The organism is Bacillus sp. SN32 (assembly GCF_002837495.1).
GTDB lineage: Bacteria > Bacillota > Bacilli > Bacillales > Bacillaceae > Bacillus > Bacillus subtilis.
In genome coordinates this window covers 927,713-944,126 of the sequence record NZ_PJCT01000002.1, presented here as the reverse complement: position 1 = coordinate 944,126, position 16,414 = coordinate 927,713, and the positions used below count along the sequence as shown (strand labels likewise).

The 16,414-nt window shown below is 43.9% G+C and carries 16 protein-coding genes; 7 read left to right on the top strand and 9 right to left on the bottom strand.

All coding sequences use genetic code 11. The features are described from left to right. Positions 1-8 precede the first annotated feature (8 nt). Together qdoI and CW370_RS13110 are read left to right on the top strand one after the other, a co-directional pair. Positions 9-1,022 (top strand): quercetin 2,3-dioxygenase, encoded by a 1,014-nt coding sequence (qdoI, locus tag CW370_RS13115; protein WP_024572865.1) that lies wholly within the window; start codon positions 9-11, stop codon positions 1,020-1,022. 107 nt (positions 1,023-1,129) lie between these two features. Then, complete coding sequence (locus CW370_RS13110; RefSeq protein WP_101169702.1) at positions 1,130-2,338, top strand: DUF418 domain-containing protein; 1,209 nt, start codon at positions 1,130-1,132, stop codon at positions 2,336-2,338. A 29-nt stretch (positions 2,339-2,367) separates the two neighbouring features. Here the strand turns inward: CW370_RS13110 and CW370_RS13105 are convergent, their stop codons facing one another. Further along, positions 2,368-2,823 carry an RDD family protein gene (locus CW370_RS13105; protein ID WP_015250840.1) on the bottom strand — a complete coding sequence of 152 codons (456 nt, stop codon included), beginning with the start codon at positions 2,821-2,823 and terminating at the stop codon, positions 2,368-2,370. Positions 2,824-3,077: 254 nt separating this feature from the next. Between CW370_RS13105 and CW370_RS13100 the strand changes: the two genes are divergently transcribed. Both CW370_RS13100 and CW370_RS13095 read left to right on the top strand, forming a co-directional pair. Then, the gene (locus CW370_RS13100; protein ID WP_024572867.1) at positions 3,078-3,503 is read left to right on the top strand and encodes a DUF5391 family protein; all 426 of its coding nucleotides are present in this window, start codon (positions 3,078-3,080) and stop codon (positions 3,501-3,503) included. A gap of 100 nt (positions 3,504-3,603) precedes the next feature. Continuing rightward, complete coding sequence (locus CW370_RS13095; protein WP_024572868.1) at positions 3,604-4,836, top strand: outer membrane protein assembly factor BamB family protein; 1,233 nt, start codon at positions 3,604-3,606, stop codon at positions 4,834-4,836. 46 nt (positions 4,837-4,882) lie between these two features. Here the strand turns inward: CW370_RS13095 and CW370_RS13090 are convergent, their stop codons facing one another. Continuing rightward, the gene (locus tag CW370_RS13090; protein ID WP_024573137.1) at positions 4,883-5,350 is read right to left on the bottom strand and encodes an RDD family protein; all 468 of its coding nucleotides are present in this window, start codon (positions 5,348-5,350) and stop codon (positions 4,883-4,885) included. A 188-nt stretch (positions 5,351-5,538) separates the two neighbouring features. Beyond that, positions 5,539-6,876, bottom strand: a complete 1,338-nt coding sequence (locus CW370_RS13085) for an aldehyde dehydrogenase family protein (protein WP_101169701.1) — start codon at positions 6,874-6,876, stop codon at positions 5,539-5,541. Between the two features lie 142 nt (positions 6,877-7,018). On the opposite strand from CW370_RS13085, the gene CW370_RS13080 reads away from it, so the two are divergent. Further along, on the top strand, positions 7,019-8,164 hold the full coding sequence (locus CW370_RS13080; RefSeq protein WP_024572433.1) for a TetR/AcrR family transcriptional regulator: 1,146 nt from the start codon (positions 7,019-7,021) through the stop codon (positions 8,162-8,164). Positions 8,165-8,193: 29 nt separating this feature from the next. Here CW370_RS13080 and CW370_RS13075 read toward each other — a convergent pair whose 3' ends face one another. Further along, entirely contained in the window at positions 8,194-9,015 is an 822-nt protein-coding gene (locus CW370_RS13075) for an SDR family oxidoreductase (RefSeq protein ID WP_024572432.1), read from the bottom strand. A gap of 116 nt (positions 9,016-9,131) precedes the next feature. Here CW370_RS13075 and CW370_RS13070 point away from each other — a divergent pair, with 116 nt between their 5' ends. Both CW370_RS13070 and htpG read left to right on the top strand, forming a co-directional pair. Next, the gene (locus CW370_RS13070; protein WP_014481429.1) at positions 9,132-9,383 is read left to right on the top strand and encodes a hypothetical protein; all 252 of its coding nucleotides are present in this window, start codon (positions 9,132-9,134) and stop codon (positions 9,381-9,383) included. A 167-nt stretch (positions 9,384-9,550) separates the two neighbouring features. After that, a complete protein-coding gene (gene htpG / locus CW370_RS13065; protein ID WP_024572431.1) occupies positions 9,551-11,431 on the top strand; it encodes a molecular chaperone HtpG in 1,881 nt (626 codons plus the stop codon). 41 nt (positions 11,432-11,472) lie between these two features. Here htpG and CW370_RS13060 read toward each other — a convergent pair whose 3' ends face one another. The 5 genes from CW370_RS13060 to iolR all read right to left on the bottom strand — a co-directional run bounded on the left by CW370_RS13060 (position 11,473) and on the right by iolR (position 16,061). After that, positions 11,473-12,858, bottom strand: a complete 1,386-nt coding sequence (locus tag CW370_RS13060; protein WP_024572430.1) for a sugar porter family MFS transporter — start codon at positions 12,856-12,858, stop codon at positions 11,473-11,475. 238 nt (positions 12,859-13,096) lie between these two features. Further along, the gene (locus CW370_RS13055) at positions 13,097-13,405 is read right to left on the bottom strand and encodes a YxcD family protein (protein ID WP_003227046.1); all 309 of its coding nucleotides are present in this window, start codon (positions 13,403-13,405) and stop codon (positions 13,097-13,099) included. A gap of 3 nt (positions 13,406-13,408) precedes the next feature. Beyond that, on the bottom strand, positions 13,409-14,059 hold the full coding sequence (locus CW370_RS13050; protein ID WP_024572429.1) for a hypothetical protein: 651 nt from the start codon (positions 14,057-14,059) through the stop codon (positions 13,409-13,411). Between the two features lie 260 nt (positions 14,060-14,319). Then, positions 14,320-15,252, bottom strand: coding sequence for an aldo/keto reductase (locus CW370_RS13045; protein ID WP_003227049.1), 933 nt, complete (start codon positions 15,250-15,252; stop codon positions 14,320-14,322). 53 nt (positions 15,253-15,305) lie between these two features. Further along, positions 15,306-16,061: a myo-inositol utilization transcriptional regulator IolR gene (gene iolR, locus CW370_RS13040; RefSeq protein WP_003227050.1), complete on the bottom strand. Its 756-nt coding sequence runs from the start codon at positions 16,059-16,061 to the stop codon at positions 15,306-15,308. Between the last annotated feature and the right edge of the window lie 353 nt (positions 16,062-16,414).

Sequence of the window (16,414 nt, the reverse complement as noted above, 5' to 3'; positions counted from 1 at the left end):
GCGATAATATGAAAACATTATGTACACATTCATTGCCTAAAGAAAAAATGCCTTATTTGCTCCGGAGCGGAGAAGGCGAGCGCTATCTGTTCGGCAGACAGGTTGCCACGGTGATGGCGAATGGGAGAAGCACAGGTGATTTGTTTGAGATCGTGCTTCTTTCCGGGGGAAAAGGAGATGCCTTTCCGCTTCACGTCCACAAGGACACACATGAAGGAATTCTCGTTTTGGACGGGAAACTGGAACTGACACTTGATGGTGAACGCTATTTATTAATATCAGGTGATTATGCGAACATTCCGGCGGGAACACCGCACAGCTACCGGATGCAGAGCCACAGAACAAGACTGGTATCTTACACGATGAAAGGAAACGTAGCGCACTTGTATTCCGTTATTGGGAATCCGTATGATCACGCTGAACATCCGCCGTACGCAAGCGAAGAAGTCTCAAACGAGCGATTTGCAGAAGCAGCCGCTGTAGCGGACATTGTATTTCTAGATGAAGAAAAGCCTGCATGTTCGGCCAAATTAGCGGAACTTACAGAGCTGCCAGATGGAGCCGTTCCATACGTTCTTGAATCTGGAGAAGGAGATCGCCTGTTGACTGGAGATCAGCTTCACCGCATTGTGGCTGCACAAAAAAATACAGATGGCCAGTTTATCGTCGTATCCTCTGAAGGCCCTAAAGGTGACCGAATCGTTGATCACTACCATGAACATCATACAGAAACATTTTATTGCCTTGAAGGCCAGATGACGATGTGGGCAGATGGCCAGGAAATTCAGCTGAATCCGGGAGATTTCCTGCATGTCCCTGCAAATACCGTTCACTCCTATCGCCTTGATTCTCACTATACTAAGATGGTGGGCGTATTGGTTCCTGGTTTATTTGAACCGTTTTTCCGGACGTTGGGCGACCCGTATGAAGGCCACATCGTCCCATGTGAGCCTCAGGCTTTGCGTTTTGATCGCGTTTTGCAGAATATCGAAGCATTAGATTTAAAGGTGATGAAACCATAAAGATGACAAGATTGTAAGGTTTTCATGCCGGCCTGACACCTAAATCGATGTTTCCGCGCTTCATTTTTTCATACCCTTAAGGTACAGAAAAAAGGAGCGTGATGGCCATGTCTTCATTACAGCCGACTTTGGCAAATGAGCGGATCGGTGTGCTTGATGTGCTGAGAGGAATGGCGATTTTCGGCATCTTATTTGTCAATCTGGCACATTTCAGTTATCCGGATATGTATTTGTCTATGCTTGGAAAAGAGAATTTTTTCATGGATAAGTGGTCTGAAGCTGATTTTGCCGCCGCAGACATACTGAAATTCTTCATTCAAACAAAATGTATTTTATTGTTTTCCTTTTTATTTGGATTTGGCATGGTTGTCATGATGGAGAGAGCAGAAAACAAAGGGAAACGGTTTGTTCCGTTATATGTGAGAAGGTTAATGGCGCTTCTCTTGTTTGGAACGATTCATGCCTTTTTGATATGGGACGGGGATATTTTAACAGAATATGCCCTGCTCGGATTTGTCCTGCTCTTGTTTCGAAAAGCAAAGCCGAAAACACTGCTGATATGGGCGGTCTCTTTGTATCTTCTGTTTTCCATTCCGTTCATGTTGACAAGTTTTGATCAATCAAACGGACAGGAATGGGTACAAGTGGTAACACAGCAGGCAAAACAAGCGATTCATGTTTATGGAAGCGGCAGCCTGAAGGATATTGCAGAACAGCGGATCCACGACCGTCTTGTTTACATGTCTTCGAATGGCATGCTTACGTATAATCCGCTCAACTTCTTCTTTGCATCCATTCCATACTTCAGCATGTTTTTGCTGGGAGCTGCGGCAGCGAAATCTCGGTACTTGCATGAACCAGAAAAGCATCGCAAAGGATTAAAACGATTATGGATGGCTGGGCTTGTCATCGGCATCGGCGCCCAGGTGCTGTACAGTGTAACGGATAAAGAAATATGTTTGCTGATTGGCGCGCCTTTCCTCATGTTTTTCTATGTTACAACGGTTGTCTATCTTTATCATAAAACAAGAGTGAGAACAGTGCTGCAATCATTCTCCGCTGTTGGGAGGATGGCATTTACCAATTATCTGATGCAGTCTATTGTATGTACTTGGATTTTTTATCATTACGGCTTGGGCCTGTATGGAAAAGTGTACCCTGCTGCCGGTGTGCTCATTACAATTGCTGTTTGTGCCGTTCAAATGGTCTTCAGCCACCTTTGGCTTCGTGTCTTTCGGATGGGGCCGTTTGAGTGGTTGTGGAGAAGCGCTACGTATCTGTCGTGGCAGCCTATTGTAAAGAAAACAAAAGTCTAGATGCCTATTGGCGTCTAGACTTTTTTCTATTATTTATACACGACACGTGTTTTGCAAATGATGTCATGCAGGCCTTTTTTCTCTCCAAAGGCGATCATGATAAACCCGATATAAAAGATGATTCCAGATAAGATATAGGCAAAGTAACGGCCAATTCCCTGTCCGACAGAAACCCGTTCACCTTGTTCATTGACCACTTTCAGGCCAAGAATTTTTTTGCCAAGTGTGCCTTGCATTTTAGAAGCTGTGAGCAGCCCGTAATATAACACGCTGATGACGATCATGATCAGCATAGTAGGCAAAAATGCAAGCGTCATGTATTTCACTAAATACTCTTCTTCCGTCATGTAAGGGTTTGTTGCCACAGCCCCAGCTACAAAAACAGAATTGATCACAAATAGAATAATATAACTAGGAACAGATACAATAATGCCATCAATAAAATAAGCTAAAAAACGAATCCAAAATCCTGCTGGTTTTTCCATGTATTTTTCTCTCTCCTCTGAATTAATCTGGAATAGTATACTTTGAAAAACAAGTACATGCAATATGGTATGGTGATAAAATCCTGATATTACAGAAAAATGAGTCTTTTATCCTTTGTTTTTTACTATATAAATATACTAGAAATAATCATATCATTTCTGTATGTTCTGGATTTTTTAAAAAATATAATGAATATAACTTTCAACTTACTTATAATAAAAAAGGTTAATATTTCTATTAAAGGAGGAGTTTGATGTCTAAAAAAAATAGCGTGGCGATCATGACAACCATTTCTGCGTTTCTTTTTTGCGCCGTGATTGTGGCGGCTTCACTTTCGCCGCTGGCCGGAACGGGAGCGGCGGCCAATCAGTTTAATTCGGTTGGCATGTGGTCAGCTGTCGGTATGATCCTTGTATTGTATTTCATTCCATTTCTCGTTTATATGCTCGGAGTCGATGCAATGAGGTATGTCATGGCGGTGCTTTGCGGCTTCGGGCTTTTGATTCATTTGTCTTCGGCCGGTTTTATCTTGATGTTTAGTTTCTTTAGTGACCATCTGCTTTCTGAGGTGATCTTTGTTTTCGGAATTAGTCTCGCTGCGGCTGCTGTCAACGTCATTTGGTTCGTGGCTGCATTTCGGCCGGGTGCTGAAAAAACGTCCGTGAATACTCTTACATAGTTTTCTAGTTTGTGATGTTTTTGTGAAATAGATTTATAAAATGGATGAATATGTTATGATGATCACAAATTAGAAGTTACATATAATGGGGGTCTCAATGATGGTCAAGTCATTTCGTATGAAAGCTTTGATTGCGGGAGCTGCGGTGGCGGCGGCTGTTTTGGCCGGCGCTGTTTCTGATGTGCCCGCTGCCAAAGTGCTTCAGCCGACAGCTGCTTATGCGGCGGAAACGGTATTTTCTCAAAATAATGGAGCATCTGGCTTTTTGACAGGAAGATATGATGTACAAGCGATGGCGCCTGCCATGTTTAACTGGTCACGCGAAAGCCGGTTCGCCGGAAATACAGACGGGACGCTGAAATGGCAAAACGACATCAGAACGACTCCGCAAAATGGAGCGGGGGCTGTGATTGACGGAGACGGCACAGTATATCTTCATTCCAGAGACGGGGAAATGAAAGCCTTTAATCCAGACGGCTCAGTCAAATGGGTGACGGGCAATCTTGGAAAAACATATACGCAATCTCCTGTACTTGGGACCAACGGCGTTATCTATTTGGCATCCTATGACAAAAAGATTTATTTTATTGACAAAGAAACGGGAGAAATTTTAACAACGGTTCCGTTAAGCGGCGGGCCAAGCTCTGAAACGGTGATCGGTTCAGACGGGACGTTGTATTTCTCAACACTTGATAATTATGTTCACGCGATCAAACCGACGTCAAAATCAACTTGGACAGAGCGCTGGAAGTTGAAAACAAATGGTGTCGTCAGCTCTGTGCCGGTGCTTGCCAAAAACGGCACCGTGTATGTCGGCACATATAATTACGTGTTTTATGCGATCAACTCCGGAACCGGACAGGTGAAATGGTCCAGAACGACGTCAAATGCGTTTAAAGGATATCCGGTGATTGATAAGGACGGAAACATTTATGCCGGCAACCAAGATGGACAGCTGTATGCTTATACATCAACAGGCAGTTTGAAATGGACATTCCCGCTAAACGGGTTCTCCAGCTCATCTCCTGCGATTGATCATAATGGCAATATCTACATCGGCTCAGGAAGCGGCGAGCTGTTTTCCATCAGCAAAAACGGGGATATGAACTGGTCATTCTATACAGACGGCCCTGTCAGAACGGCGCCGCTGATTGACGCGAAGGGAACGGTGTATTTCGGGTCAGATGATATGAAGGTTTATGCGGCAGACGCAAACGGCAATGAATTATGGAACTATCAAACCGACAGCAACGTCGTGTCTTCTCCTCAGCTCGCTGAGGACGGAACGCTTTATATTGGAAGTTATACGAAGCTGATGGCTTTTGGGAAATAGTAAAACAGGCTGGCGAGGTTAACCTCGCCAGCCTGTTTTTTTTTGATCAATCAAGATATTTATTTTTATAGAGAACCTTTGTCCCGCAAATATAATCATGTAATGCCAGTTTAGAGGGAAAGGCCGCCATGATAAAACCGATATATAAGATCTTAGATAATGTGTAAGCGAAGAAACGGCAGAAGCTGTGCCAAAAAGAAATACGCTCGCCATACTGATTGACAACGATGATGCCCCTGAGTTTTTTTCCCAATGTTGCTTGCATGTTTGAGGAAGTCAGCAAGCTATAGTAAAGAATAGCGAAAATAAATATGATGGCCAAAACAGGGATTGTGCCAATGATCAACATGAAAAACTCATATTGGGCTTCTGACATGTGTGTACCTGCTGCATCAATGAGTGGCAACACAATGAAGGTGTTAATGAAAATCATAATGAAAGAGAATATAGCTATAATGAATACATCAATAATAGAGGCTGCTGCCCGATTCAAAAAACCCTGCGGTTTTTCCATGTATCATTTTACTCCTTTGAAGTTTTCTGGGATATTATACGTTAGAGGCTGCAGGGTTTCAATGAGATAGACTAGAGGAATTTGGTCTCGTAATAAAAATGGTATTTTATCACTTTTAATCACTTTATTTAGGTGTTATAAAGATAAAAAAAGAACCTGCAAGATGATGCAGATTCTCTTCATTACGATTATTTAAAGGCTTGAATAAATACACCCTTCTCATGAGAAAACTCTTTGAATCCGTATACCCCATGATAGGAGCCGATTCCGCTTGTGTTGACGCCGCCGAATGGCAGGTTGACGTCACTGAAATGGACGACGACATCATTGATGGCGGCATTTCCTGATGTCGTGTGCTGAAGGACGTTGTCAATCAGGTCTTGGTTTTTGCTGAACACATAAAGTGCAAGCGGTTTATCGCGGTCATTTACGTAATCGATGACCTCGTCGATGTCTTCATAGTTCATCATTGGCAGAATCGGTGCGAAGATTTCCTCCTGCATGATTTTCATGTCAGGCGTGACGTTTTTCAAAACGGTTGGCGAGATCGTGCGGTCGCTGGCATCAAATACGCCGCCGAACACCACTTCCGCCCCTTTTTTGATGGCATCGTCGAACAGATCTTTGACGCGGTTGAAGTTGCGGTCATTGACGATCTGCGTAAATTTGCTGCGGTCTGGGGTATGATCATCCTCCATAAATCCAGCGTTGACGACTGTTTGTAAAATCCCCGCGAACCTGTCCTGAACGTCTTTTTTAATGAACAGGTAATCAGGTGCGATGCAGGTTTGGCCGGCGTTTACGAATTTCCCGATGGCGATCTTTTTCGCTGCGTCCATCAGATCGTATTCACTGTCAATAATCGTCGGGCTCTTGCCGCCAAGCTCAAGTGTGACAGATGCCAAGTGTTTGGCAGCCGCTGTCATGACGATTTTCCCGACATTTGTGCTTCCAGTGAAGAAAATATGGTCGAACGGCTGATCAAGTAGTTCGGTTGCCACCTCAACCTCTCCTTCAAAAATCGCGACTTCTTTTTCATCAAAAGCGTCTCTTATCACTTTAGCGGCAATGTTGCTCGTGTTCATCGTGAAATCGGACAGCTTCACAATCGCGCTGTTTCCGGCTGCGAGAGAAGCGGCAAGCGGCGCCATCGTCAGCATAAACGGATAGTTCCACGGGCCGAGGATGAGTGTGACGCCTTTAGGCTCGTACATAAGAATTCCGTTTGCGTCAGGGCTTAACGATGAACCGACTTCTTTAGGCGCCATCCATTGTTCCAGGTTATTCATATTATCTCTAATCGCTTTTTTTGTTCCTTCGATTTCCGCTTTTTTGACTTCGTGATATGGTTTGCGGACGTCTTTGCGGATCGCTTCGATGATTTCTTCTTCATGGGCGATGACGGAATCTAAAAAGCGTTGAAGCTTTTCTCTCCGCTGTTCCGCTGTTGAAGCGCGCAAGGCTTTTTGCTGTTTTTTCTGAAGCTGAAAGACACGCTGGATGTCGTCCTTTACTTGCTGTTCCATTGTAAAATCCCCCTCATTTGCTTTCTTCTTTTCTCGGACCTATTATAAGGTGGTACCTTTTCTGTAAGAAAGACAACGGTGAACCATCTATACGTTACCGTACATATATCTAAGATCTGTCTAATGATTGGAGGTGTCTTTTGTGCCGGAATCTGCCGAAGCTCAAGTGAAAGAGGCGCTGCTGGCTTTATTGAAAGAAAGAGATATTCAACACATCACAATGAAAGAAATCGCTGAGAAGGCCAAAGTTAGCCGCGGATCGCTCTACCTTTATTATGAGGATAAGTTTTCAATCATTGAGGATGTGATCGAAGACATGAGGGAAGGACTGGGCAAAGCGCTTTTTGACGCCTTCAGTCATATGGATACCCTTCATTTGAACAAAAAACGGCAAACGGTGCATCCGACGCTGTCCTTTGTTCATGAGCATCGTTCCTTTTTTTCTGTGATGATGAACAGAGGACATTTTCATCGTTTTTTTAAGGATGTGTTTCAGCAGGATGTGCTGCTGGCTCCGATCCATGTGAATTTAACGCCGATTGAACGGGACATTTATGGACATTATCGGGCCTTGTACACGTACGCGATTATCCTGTATTGGCTGAATGAGGATGCGGCCGCGTCTCCTGAAGCCATCAGCCAGAAGGTATGGGAGCTTGTTTCTCAAAAGCGGTTTTATTGGCTGTTTGGAAAAGCTGTGCCAGGAGAGCGAGAGAAGGAGAAGCAAATCGACAGGCGGGTGGTTCGAACGAGAGAGGCGCTGCAGAAGGCTTTGCTGGACGTGTTGGAGGAGAAAAAAGACTACACGGCCATCACGATTTCTGACATTACCCGGAAAAGCAATATCCGCCGTGCAACCTTTTATGATCACTATGCCAGTAAAGAGGAACTGCTGCAAACCATGATTCAGCAGTCGTGTACAGAGATCATTGAACACCTGACGATTGCATCCAATCCGAATGAGCTTTCCTTAGAGGAAGCAGAGACAGCGCTCACCAGTCTGCTTTCTGCTTTATCGGAACGCATGCCCATTGTCCATTTTCTCAATCGGGAATGGGGTGTTCCTCATGTGATACCTGATATGTTCAAAGCGCTGGAATCGTTTTATCTGCATCAGCAAACTGATATTCACGCAGAGAAAAAGCTTTATGCCCATTATGTATCCGCAATGATTATCGGGTTGCTTTTGTATCGGCTGGATGAAGGAAAGACGCATCCGCCTGAAGTGCTGGCGAGGGAATTTTTGCAGTTTTTGGATGTGAAAAAGTATAAGGTTGTATTGCTTTGAAAGACAAAAAGAGAGGGACATCCCCTCTCTTATTTCGTTTCTTTCTTCCATTTCTCATCAATCAGCATTTTCCCTGGCCATGTGTATGCCATGATGCCGCCGTCTGCGGTGATGTCCTCTCCTGTGACGTATGAGCTGTCGTCTGACGCGAGGAACAGGGCCACTGTTGCCATTTCCTTCGGCTGGCCGAGACGGCCGAGCGGCGTGACCCATTTGTTGGCTTCGCGGAATTTTTCACCCATTTCTTGTTCTTTGGTGCCTGCTAGTTTGTCAATCAGCGGGGTTTCGATCGTACCCGGTGAAATGGAATTGACGCGGATGCCGTTTCGTGCGTAGTCGATTGCCATTGCCTTTGTCAGGTTGGTGATGCCGCCTTTTGCTGCGTTGTAGCCGGAGCGGTCAAGGTCCGCGGCACGGCCTGACATGGAGGAGGTGTTGATGATGGAGCCTCCATTTTCGAGCATGAGCGGAATCAGATATTTGCTGCAAAGGAACGTACCGCGCAGGTCGACGGCGATAATGCGGTCAAACAGGTCAACCGGATATTCATGCACCTTTCCGCCCTCCTGATCAACGCCGGCATTATTAAACAGTATATCAATCGTTCCGCATGCATCCTTGATTTGATCAGCAAAAGCTTTCACACTGTTTTCATTTGACACATCGAGGTGAAAGGATTCGGCCTGTCCTCCGTTTTTTCTGATTGCGTCCACTGTTTCTTCCATTTGATCTGTATTGATATCTCCGATGATCACGCGCGCGCCTTCATTGGCAAAAACCTCTGCCGTCGCTTGACCAATGCCGGTCGCGGCGCCTGTGATCACTGCTGTTTTGTTTTCAAGTCTTCCCATGATACGAGACCTCCTTTTTCTATTTGTCTTCCCGCTATGTGCAGTGATAAACATGCGAGAAAAGAAAGGCCAGCATATGTTAAGATGAATTAGAAATTGTTGGGAGGTTTGTATGTTTGAAGGTACAGCATAAGAAGGAGCTCAAGTTTTATTGCTTCATTACCATTCCATCTGCATTTGTTGTGCTGACTGTCATCTCTTTTTTATTGCAAGAGATTACGTTTCCGGTGACTGCAAGCGCATTTCTGAATGCTTCATGGCATAATCTATTGTTTTTAATACCGTTCGGTTTGTTTTTCTACCCGGTGCATATATGGATGAAGCGGGAGTTTGGCCGCTGGAATGACACAGAAAAAAAGAGAGGATGATGAAGCCTCTCTTTTTTATGAGAATGAGTGAGAAAAAGAGTGAAAACAAATCCAACTAATGTTAAATTTACATATATATGCATCTATCAATCTAATTGACAATTGTCATCTTATGTGATAAATAGATGCTGAAAAGGGTTTACATAATGGTAAAGGAGCGATCAAGAGTGGCGAAAAAAGAGTTTAAAGCAGAGTCTAAACGCTTGCTGGATATGATGATTAACTCCATTTATACCCAAAAAGAAATTTTCCTGCGCGAGTTAATCTCCAATTCGAGTGATGCGATTGACAAAATCTATTACAAAGCGCTTACGGACGATGCGCTTACGTTTGATAAAGACAGTTACTACATAAAGGTCGCAGCTGACAAAGATGCGAGAACATTAACCATCTCTGATACGGGGATCGGAATGACAAAGGATGAGCTTGAACAGCATCTTGGAACAATTGCAAAAAGCGGTTCCCTCGCGTTTAAAAAGGAAAACGAGCTGAAAGACGGACATGACATTATCGGGCAGTTCGGTGTCGGTTTTTACGCGGCATTTATGGTTGCCGATGTCGTGACAGTCATCAGTAAAGCGCTTGGCAGCGAAGAGGCTTATAAATGGGAGTCTGCGGGTGCAGACGGCTATACGATTGAGCCGTGTGAAAAGGATTCTGTCGGTACAGACATTATCCTGAAAATCAAAGAGAACACAGAAGATGACAGCTATGACGAGTTTTTAGAGGAATATCGTTTAAAAGCGATCATCAAGAAGTACTCCGACTTCATTCGCTACCCGATCAAAATGGATACCACCATTAATAAGCCGAAGGAAGGCAGCGAAAATGAATTTGAAGAGGTGCAGGAAGAGCAGACGGTCAACAGCATGGTGCCAATCTGGAGAAAAAACAAAAGCGAGCTGACAGATGAGGATTATGAAAAATTCTATGCTGAAAAGCATTACGGGTTTGATAAACCGCTCACACACGTTCATATCAGTGTGGATGGAGCCGTTCGCTACAACGCGATTCTATTCATCCCTGAAAACATGCCGTTTGACTACTATTCCAAGGAATATGAGAAAGGCTTGGAGCTGTATTCCAATGGCGTGCTGATCATGAATAAGTGCGCAGACCTGCTACCGGACCACTTCAGCTTTGTGAAGGGCATGGTCGATTCTGAGGATCTATCGCTGAATATTTCCAGAGAAATGCTGCAGCATGACCGCCAGCTGAAGCTGATCGCGAAAAACATCAGCAAGAAAATCAAAAGCGAGCTGCAAAGCCTGTTGAAAAAAGACCGCGAGAAATACGAGACGTTCTACAAGTCGTTCGGCAGACAGCTGAAATTCGGCGTGTACAATGATTTTGGCGCGAATAAGGATCAATTGAAGGATCTCCTATTATTCTACTCTTCAAAAGAGAAAAAACTGGTCAGCTTAGACGAGTATGTTTCCAGAATGCCAGAGGAGCAGAAATACATTTATTACGCGACCGGTGATTCTTACGACCGCATTGAGAAACTGCCGCAAACGGAAATGGTGGCGGACAAAGGCTATGAAATCCTCTACTTTACTGAGGACATCGATGAGTTTGCAATTAAAATGCTGGCTTCTTATCAGGAAAAAGAATTCAAGTCCGTATCAAGCGGAGACCTTGGCATAGACACGGATGAGGATCAAAAGCAGTCCGAGGAAGAGGAAAACAAGTATAAGGATCTGTTTGAGGAAATGAAAAACATTCTGTCAGACAAAGTGAAAAACGTCAGAATCTCAAAACGGCTTAAATCACATCCAGTCTGCCTTGCTGCTGACGGCGAAGTGACAATTGAGATGGAAAAAATCTTAAACGCGATGCCTGACAGCCAAAATGTGAAGGCGGAAAAAGTGCTGGAAATCAACCCGAATCACGAGGTATTCCAAACGCTGCAGGACGCGTTTGAACAAGATAAAGAGAAGCTGAGCCTGTACACAAACCTTCTGTACAATCAGGCGCTTCTCATCGAAGGCCTGCCGATTCAGGACCCTGTGGAATTTACGAACAATATTTGCAAGGTCATGGTGTAAACAGAAAAAGGAATCGTCCCATAAGGAGACGATTCCTTTTTTTATAATGTACGCTCATTCAGCATTTGGTTTTGTGTGCTTTTCTTCTTTTTAAACCGGTTTTTCAGGCTTGCTTCAATTTCCTCCAAGCTTCGCCCTTTGGTTTCCGGCACCATGTAGAAAGCGAAGAAAAATGAGAGAAGACAAATGACTGAGAAAACAATAAAGACCCATGCGATGCCCATTGCGCTTAGCATCAGCGGGAAGACAAGCGAAACGATCAGGTTAGCCGCCGATAACACCAAAGTCGTGAACCCTGTCGCGGCTCCGCGTGCTTTGGATGGGAAGAGCTCAGGCATGAGCACCCACACTACCGGACCCCATGTCGCCTGGTAAAAGACGATATAGACACCTAGAAAGACTACTGTCATCCACGCTGTTGATGCGGAAAGTCCGAGCGTTAGGAGCACGCCTGATAAAGCAGCAAGGCTCAGTGTGATGCCGACACTTCCCCAAATCAGAAGTTTTTTGCGGCCGACACGGTCAATTAAGATCATGGCAGTGATACACATGATGACGTTGAGGATGCCGATTCCCATTGTGCCGAGCGCCGAAGCTGATGTGCCAAGACCGGCCTTCGTAAAAATGGTTGGCGCGTAGTAGATGACCGTGTTAATGCCGACCGCCTGCTGGAAAATGGCAAGGCCGACGCCAATCAGAAGCATGGGGCGAATCCATTTGGCTTTCAGCACGCCGAGTGTCGTTTCTTTTTTCTCCGCTTCCCCTTGCTTCATCTCTGCCAATTCCATTTCGATGTCTTTGGGGTCATGAGTGATGTTCATGATGCGTCTCGCTTCTTCTTCACGGCCGCGCTTCACGAGCCATCTTGGCGATTCCGGCATGAACGCGATGCCGATTAATAGAAGCACGGCAGGCACTGCGGCCAGACCGACCATCCAGCGCCACGCTTCAAACGGTGTGAACAGGTAGTTAACGATATAGGCGAGCAAAATCCCGGTGACAATCATTAAGTTGTTCATTGTGCCGAGTGTCCCGCGAATTTTCGTCGGTGCCATTTCGGAAAGATACACGGGCACAAGTGCCGTTGAACCGCCGACGGCCAACCCGAGTATCACCCTAGATGCAATCAGCATGCCGATTGTTTGAGAAAATGCACAAGCGAGCGCACCGATAATAAAAATGATGGAAAGGACAAATACAACCTTTCTCCTGCCCCAGCGGTCTGAGCATGTGCCGCTCAAGGCAGAACCGAAAATCGCGCCAAGGAGCAGCATGCTGACAACCAATCCTTCTGTCAATGTCGTTAAAGGAATATCGTTATTGATAAACAGGAGTGCTCCTGAGATAACGCCTGTATCGTAACCATATAGCAGTCCCCCTAAAGCGCCGAAAAAGTAGATCATATATTTCCTTGTGTCTTTCTTCACAAATGTCTCCTCCTCAGTTGTTGAGCCAATGAGTATCTAAAATGTGTAACAAAGTTAATAGATTAGTACCCATTTCCTATCTCATTTGAAACATTTGTTTTGAAAAAACGGAAACATTAAAGCCAAAAGAGATGATCACAGATCCGCTGAGTTTGGGAAAAACGAAATAACTTTATGCTCAGAGAAACCATTATAAAAAACCTTACCCGCGCGGAGTAAGGTTTTGATTAAGACATTTTTATTCTTCTGCTTCGTTGACGAAAACCAAGGCGGAGAAGCCTTTTTTCTTATCAAATTGCAATTCAACGACGGTAACGTCCGGATTGAAGTTGTGGTATTCCTCTAAGAACTGAATAATGCCTTCTGAAATGTCATCTGACATAAGCTGCTTGTGGTGCAGGCCAAATGTGGCTTCAGCGAAGAACCCTGTACGCTTGTTGTACGATAGTTCTTTTACTTCAACGTCTTCAGGGTAGATATCTTCTTCATTGGAAATATACACGCAAATTCCGTCTACAATTTCTTGCTCATTTAATATTAATCTCATTGCCTAAAATCTCCTTCTGTACGTCTTCGGTGCTTTAAATGCGCGAATCAACGCGATGACAATGATTAAAATAATGATCAAAGCAATGATATCAACGATCCAGGCAATGGGTGAAGCGCCATACGAAACATAGCCTGGGCCTCCGACTGGATGATAGGTGTAACCCCATGGGTGCATCATGCTGATCATGAACATACCCATTGTAAATCCGCTATAATATCCAAACCATCCTGATGGCGCGAAACCTGCGTGATAGTAATGATTGACTGAAACATAACGTCCGCCAACATAAGCTTTAGACGTTTTTCCGCTGTATGTCTTTCCGGTTACTTTTGATGTAGCGCCGGAAAAGGTCCCTGACGATTTTTTAGAGCTTGATGAGCTTGCCTTTTCCGAAGGCTTCTTTTTAAGCGAAATCGATGATGATGAATCGTCAGACGTCTTGGATTTCTTGCTAGAAGAGCTTGATCCTGAGCTGTAGCTTGATTTCGGGCTTGATTTATAGCTTCCGCTGTATGACGAGCTTGAACTTCGGCTGCTGTAACTAGATGATGAGCGGCCGCTAAAGCTCTTTGCATGAGAAATCGTTGATGGCAGCAGTACACCTAAAGCAACAATTACTGCGACTAAGGCTTTTACATATTTAAGTTTCATTCTGTTTCCTCCATAGACCGCCGAAACGGCCCGCTATTCTGAGTTGCGAATCAAAGAAGTTGGATCAGCTTTTTTGATTGATATGAGTCTATATTTCTAGGTGAGATTAACATTGCATGCTTTTGCTTTTTCATCACTTTCTTTCTGAGATTCAACTACCTTTATTTTATCGGATGTATGGCTCTTTTTGTAAGATTTTGCTTCTAGGAATTTATCGCACAAAAAAACAGCCTTCTCCATTGGAGAAGGCTGTTTTCTTCTTATGCGAACAGCTTATCAATAAATGAAATATCCTCTTGAGAAAGCGTCACGTCAGCTGTTTTGATGTTATCAATCAGCTGATCGGCACGTTTTGCTCCCGGGATTAAAATATCAATTTCCGGTCTTGCTAAATACCAGGCCAATACGATGTGAGGGATATCCACGTTGTGTTTTTCGGCAATCGGCGCAAGCTTGTTGACCTTTCTGATATTTTCTTTGAAACGCTCGCCCTTGAAGTGTTCCTGTTCGTTTCGCAGGTCGCCTTCTGGGAACGTTGTATCTTCTGTATACTTTCCTGCCAATAAACCTGATACGAGCGGGAAGTAAGGGATAAATGAAATATTATGCTCCTTCGTATACGGGAAGAATGTTTTTTCCGCTTCACGGTTTAACAGGTTGTATTCGCCTTGCAATACATCTACCAAACCGTCTTTGTTTGCTTCTTTCAATTGCTCTAAAGAGAAGTTGGATACACCGATGGAGCGGATTTTTCCGGCTTTCTTCATCTCATTCAGCGCGTTAACAGCTTCATCCTTAGGCGTATGTTCGTCAGGGAAGTGAATGTAGAACAAATCGATATAATCGGTATTCAAGCGCTTCAGGCTTTCATCAACTGATTTTTTAAGAAATTCTGGTGAATTATCAAAGACAAAGTCATTGCCTTGTTTTCTGTGAGCGGCTTTTGTCGCGATGACAACATCTTCACGGTTGAATTCACGCAGCACTTCACCAATTAATTCTTCGGAACGGCCGATCCCGTAAATATAAGCGGTGTCTAACATTGTCACGCCATTACGGATCGCCTCGCGCACCAATTCTTTTCCGGTTTCTTCATTTAGGTTCGGGTAGAGGTTATGTCCTCCGACAGCATTTGTTCCTAATCCGATAGGGAATACCTGCAAGTCTGATTTTCCGAGCTTCGCTTTTTTCATGATCTGCCTCCTAGAATAAAATGGATGATAGACTCTCAACACTATTGTAAACGTTAGGCCAGATGAATGCCGATTTGATGCTCATTGCAGTACTGCGTGTACTCGTCGTCTAATGGCTGAGAGGTCACAATGCAATGCAGCCTGTCAAACGGTGCATACGTCAGAAGCGTTGATTTTCCGAATTTAGAATGGTCAGCCAATAGATACACTTCTTTTGCTTTTTCCGAAATCCTCTTTTTAATTTCATACTCCAGCAGATCCGAGTTGGTCAATCCGTGAGTCAGCGTCGTTCCGGTAGCGGACATAAAGGCTTTGTTGATATTGTACTTATCAAGCATAGCCGGGTCGTCCATGCCGACAAAGGAGCGGGTTTTTCTCTTATAGTTGTTTCCGATAATGATTAAGTTGATATTCTTCAAAGCTGACGCCGCATTGATAATGTCTAAACTGTTGGTTAAGATGGTGACATTTTTGGCTGGATCAAGCGTATCAAGAATAGACTTTGTCGTCGTTCCTGAATCAATGAAGACCAAATCGTGATCTTCAATAAATCGGGAAGCATAATGGGCGATTTTTGTTTTTTCATCCTGGTGCTGAATGGTGCGATTTTCAAAAGGAACTAATGCGGTTTTTTCAATAGATGTTACGCCGCCGTATACTTTTTCAATCGCACCCTTTTCTGTTAGCTTGTTGATATCACGTCTGACTGTGTTTTTGGAGACATTGAACACCTGGCACAGCTCATCTAAGGAAACAGTGCCATGCGATAAAATGTACTCCTCCATTTCCTGAATCCGCATCAGTTTCATATAAAAAACTCCTTCTTGAATCTTTACGTAACATAAATATATAATAAAAACCAAAAGTTAATCAATAGTTGCTTAAAAAATGATAACATCGGTGTATATCTTTTGCAAGATTGGACGGCCTTCTCTTACCTCTCTTACTTGATTAAAAGATTAATATAATAAAAATAATGAAAAAATTTAGTGTTTATGATTGACTTATGGGTATTATGCGATTAGAATATAACCAAGAAATGACCAAAAAGTAACCTGTTGTGCATGAAATGGTTGCTTGTATGTAAATATGCATCCGCCATTTATTTTTTTGGTTTTTTTGAAAGCGTTTAATTCTTGGCTTACTGAAAAGTGGATATTGA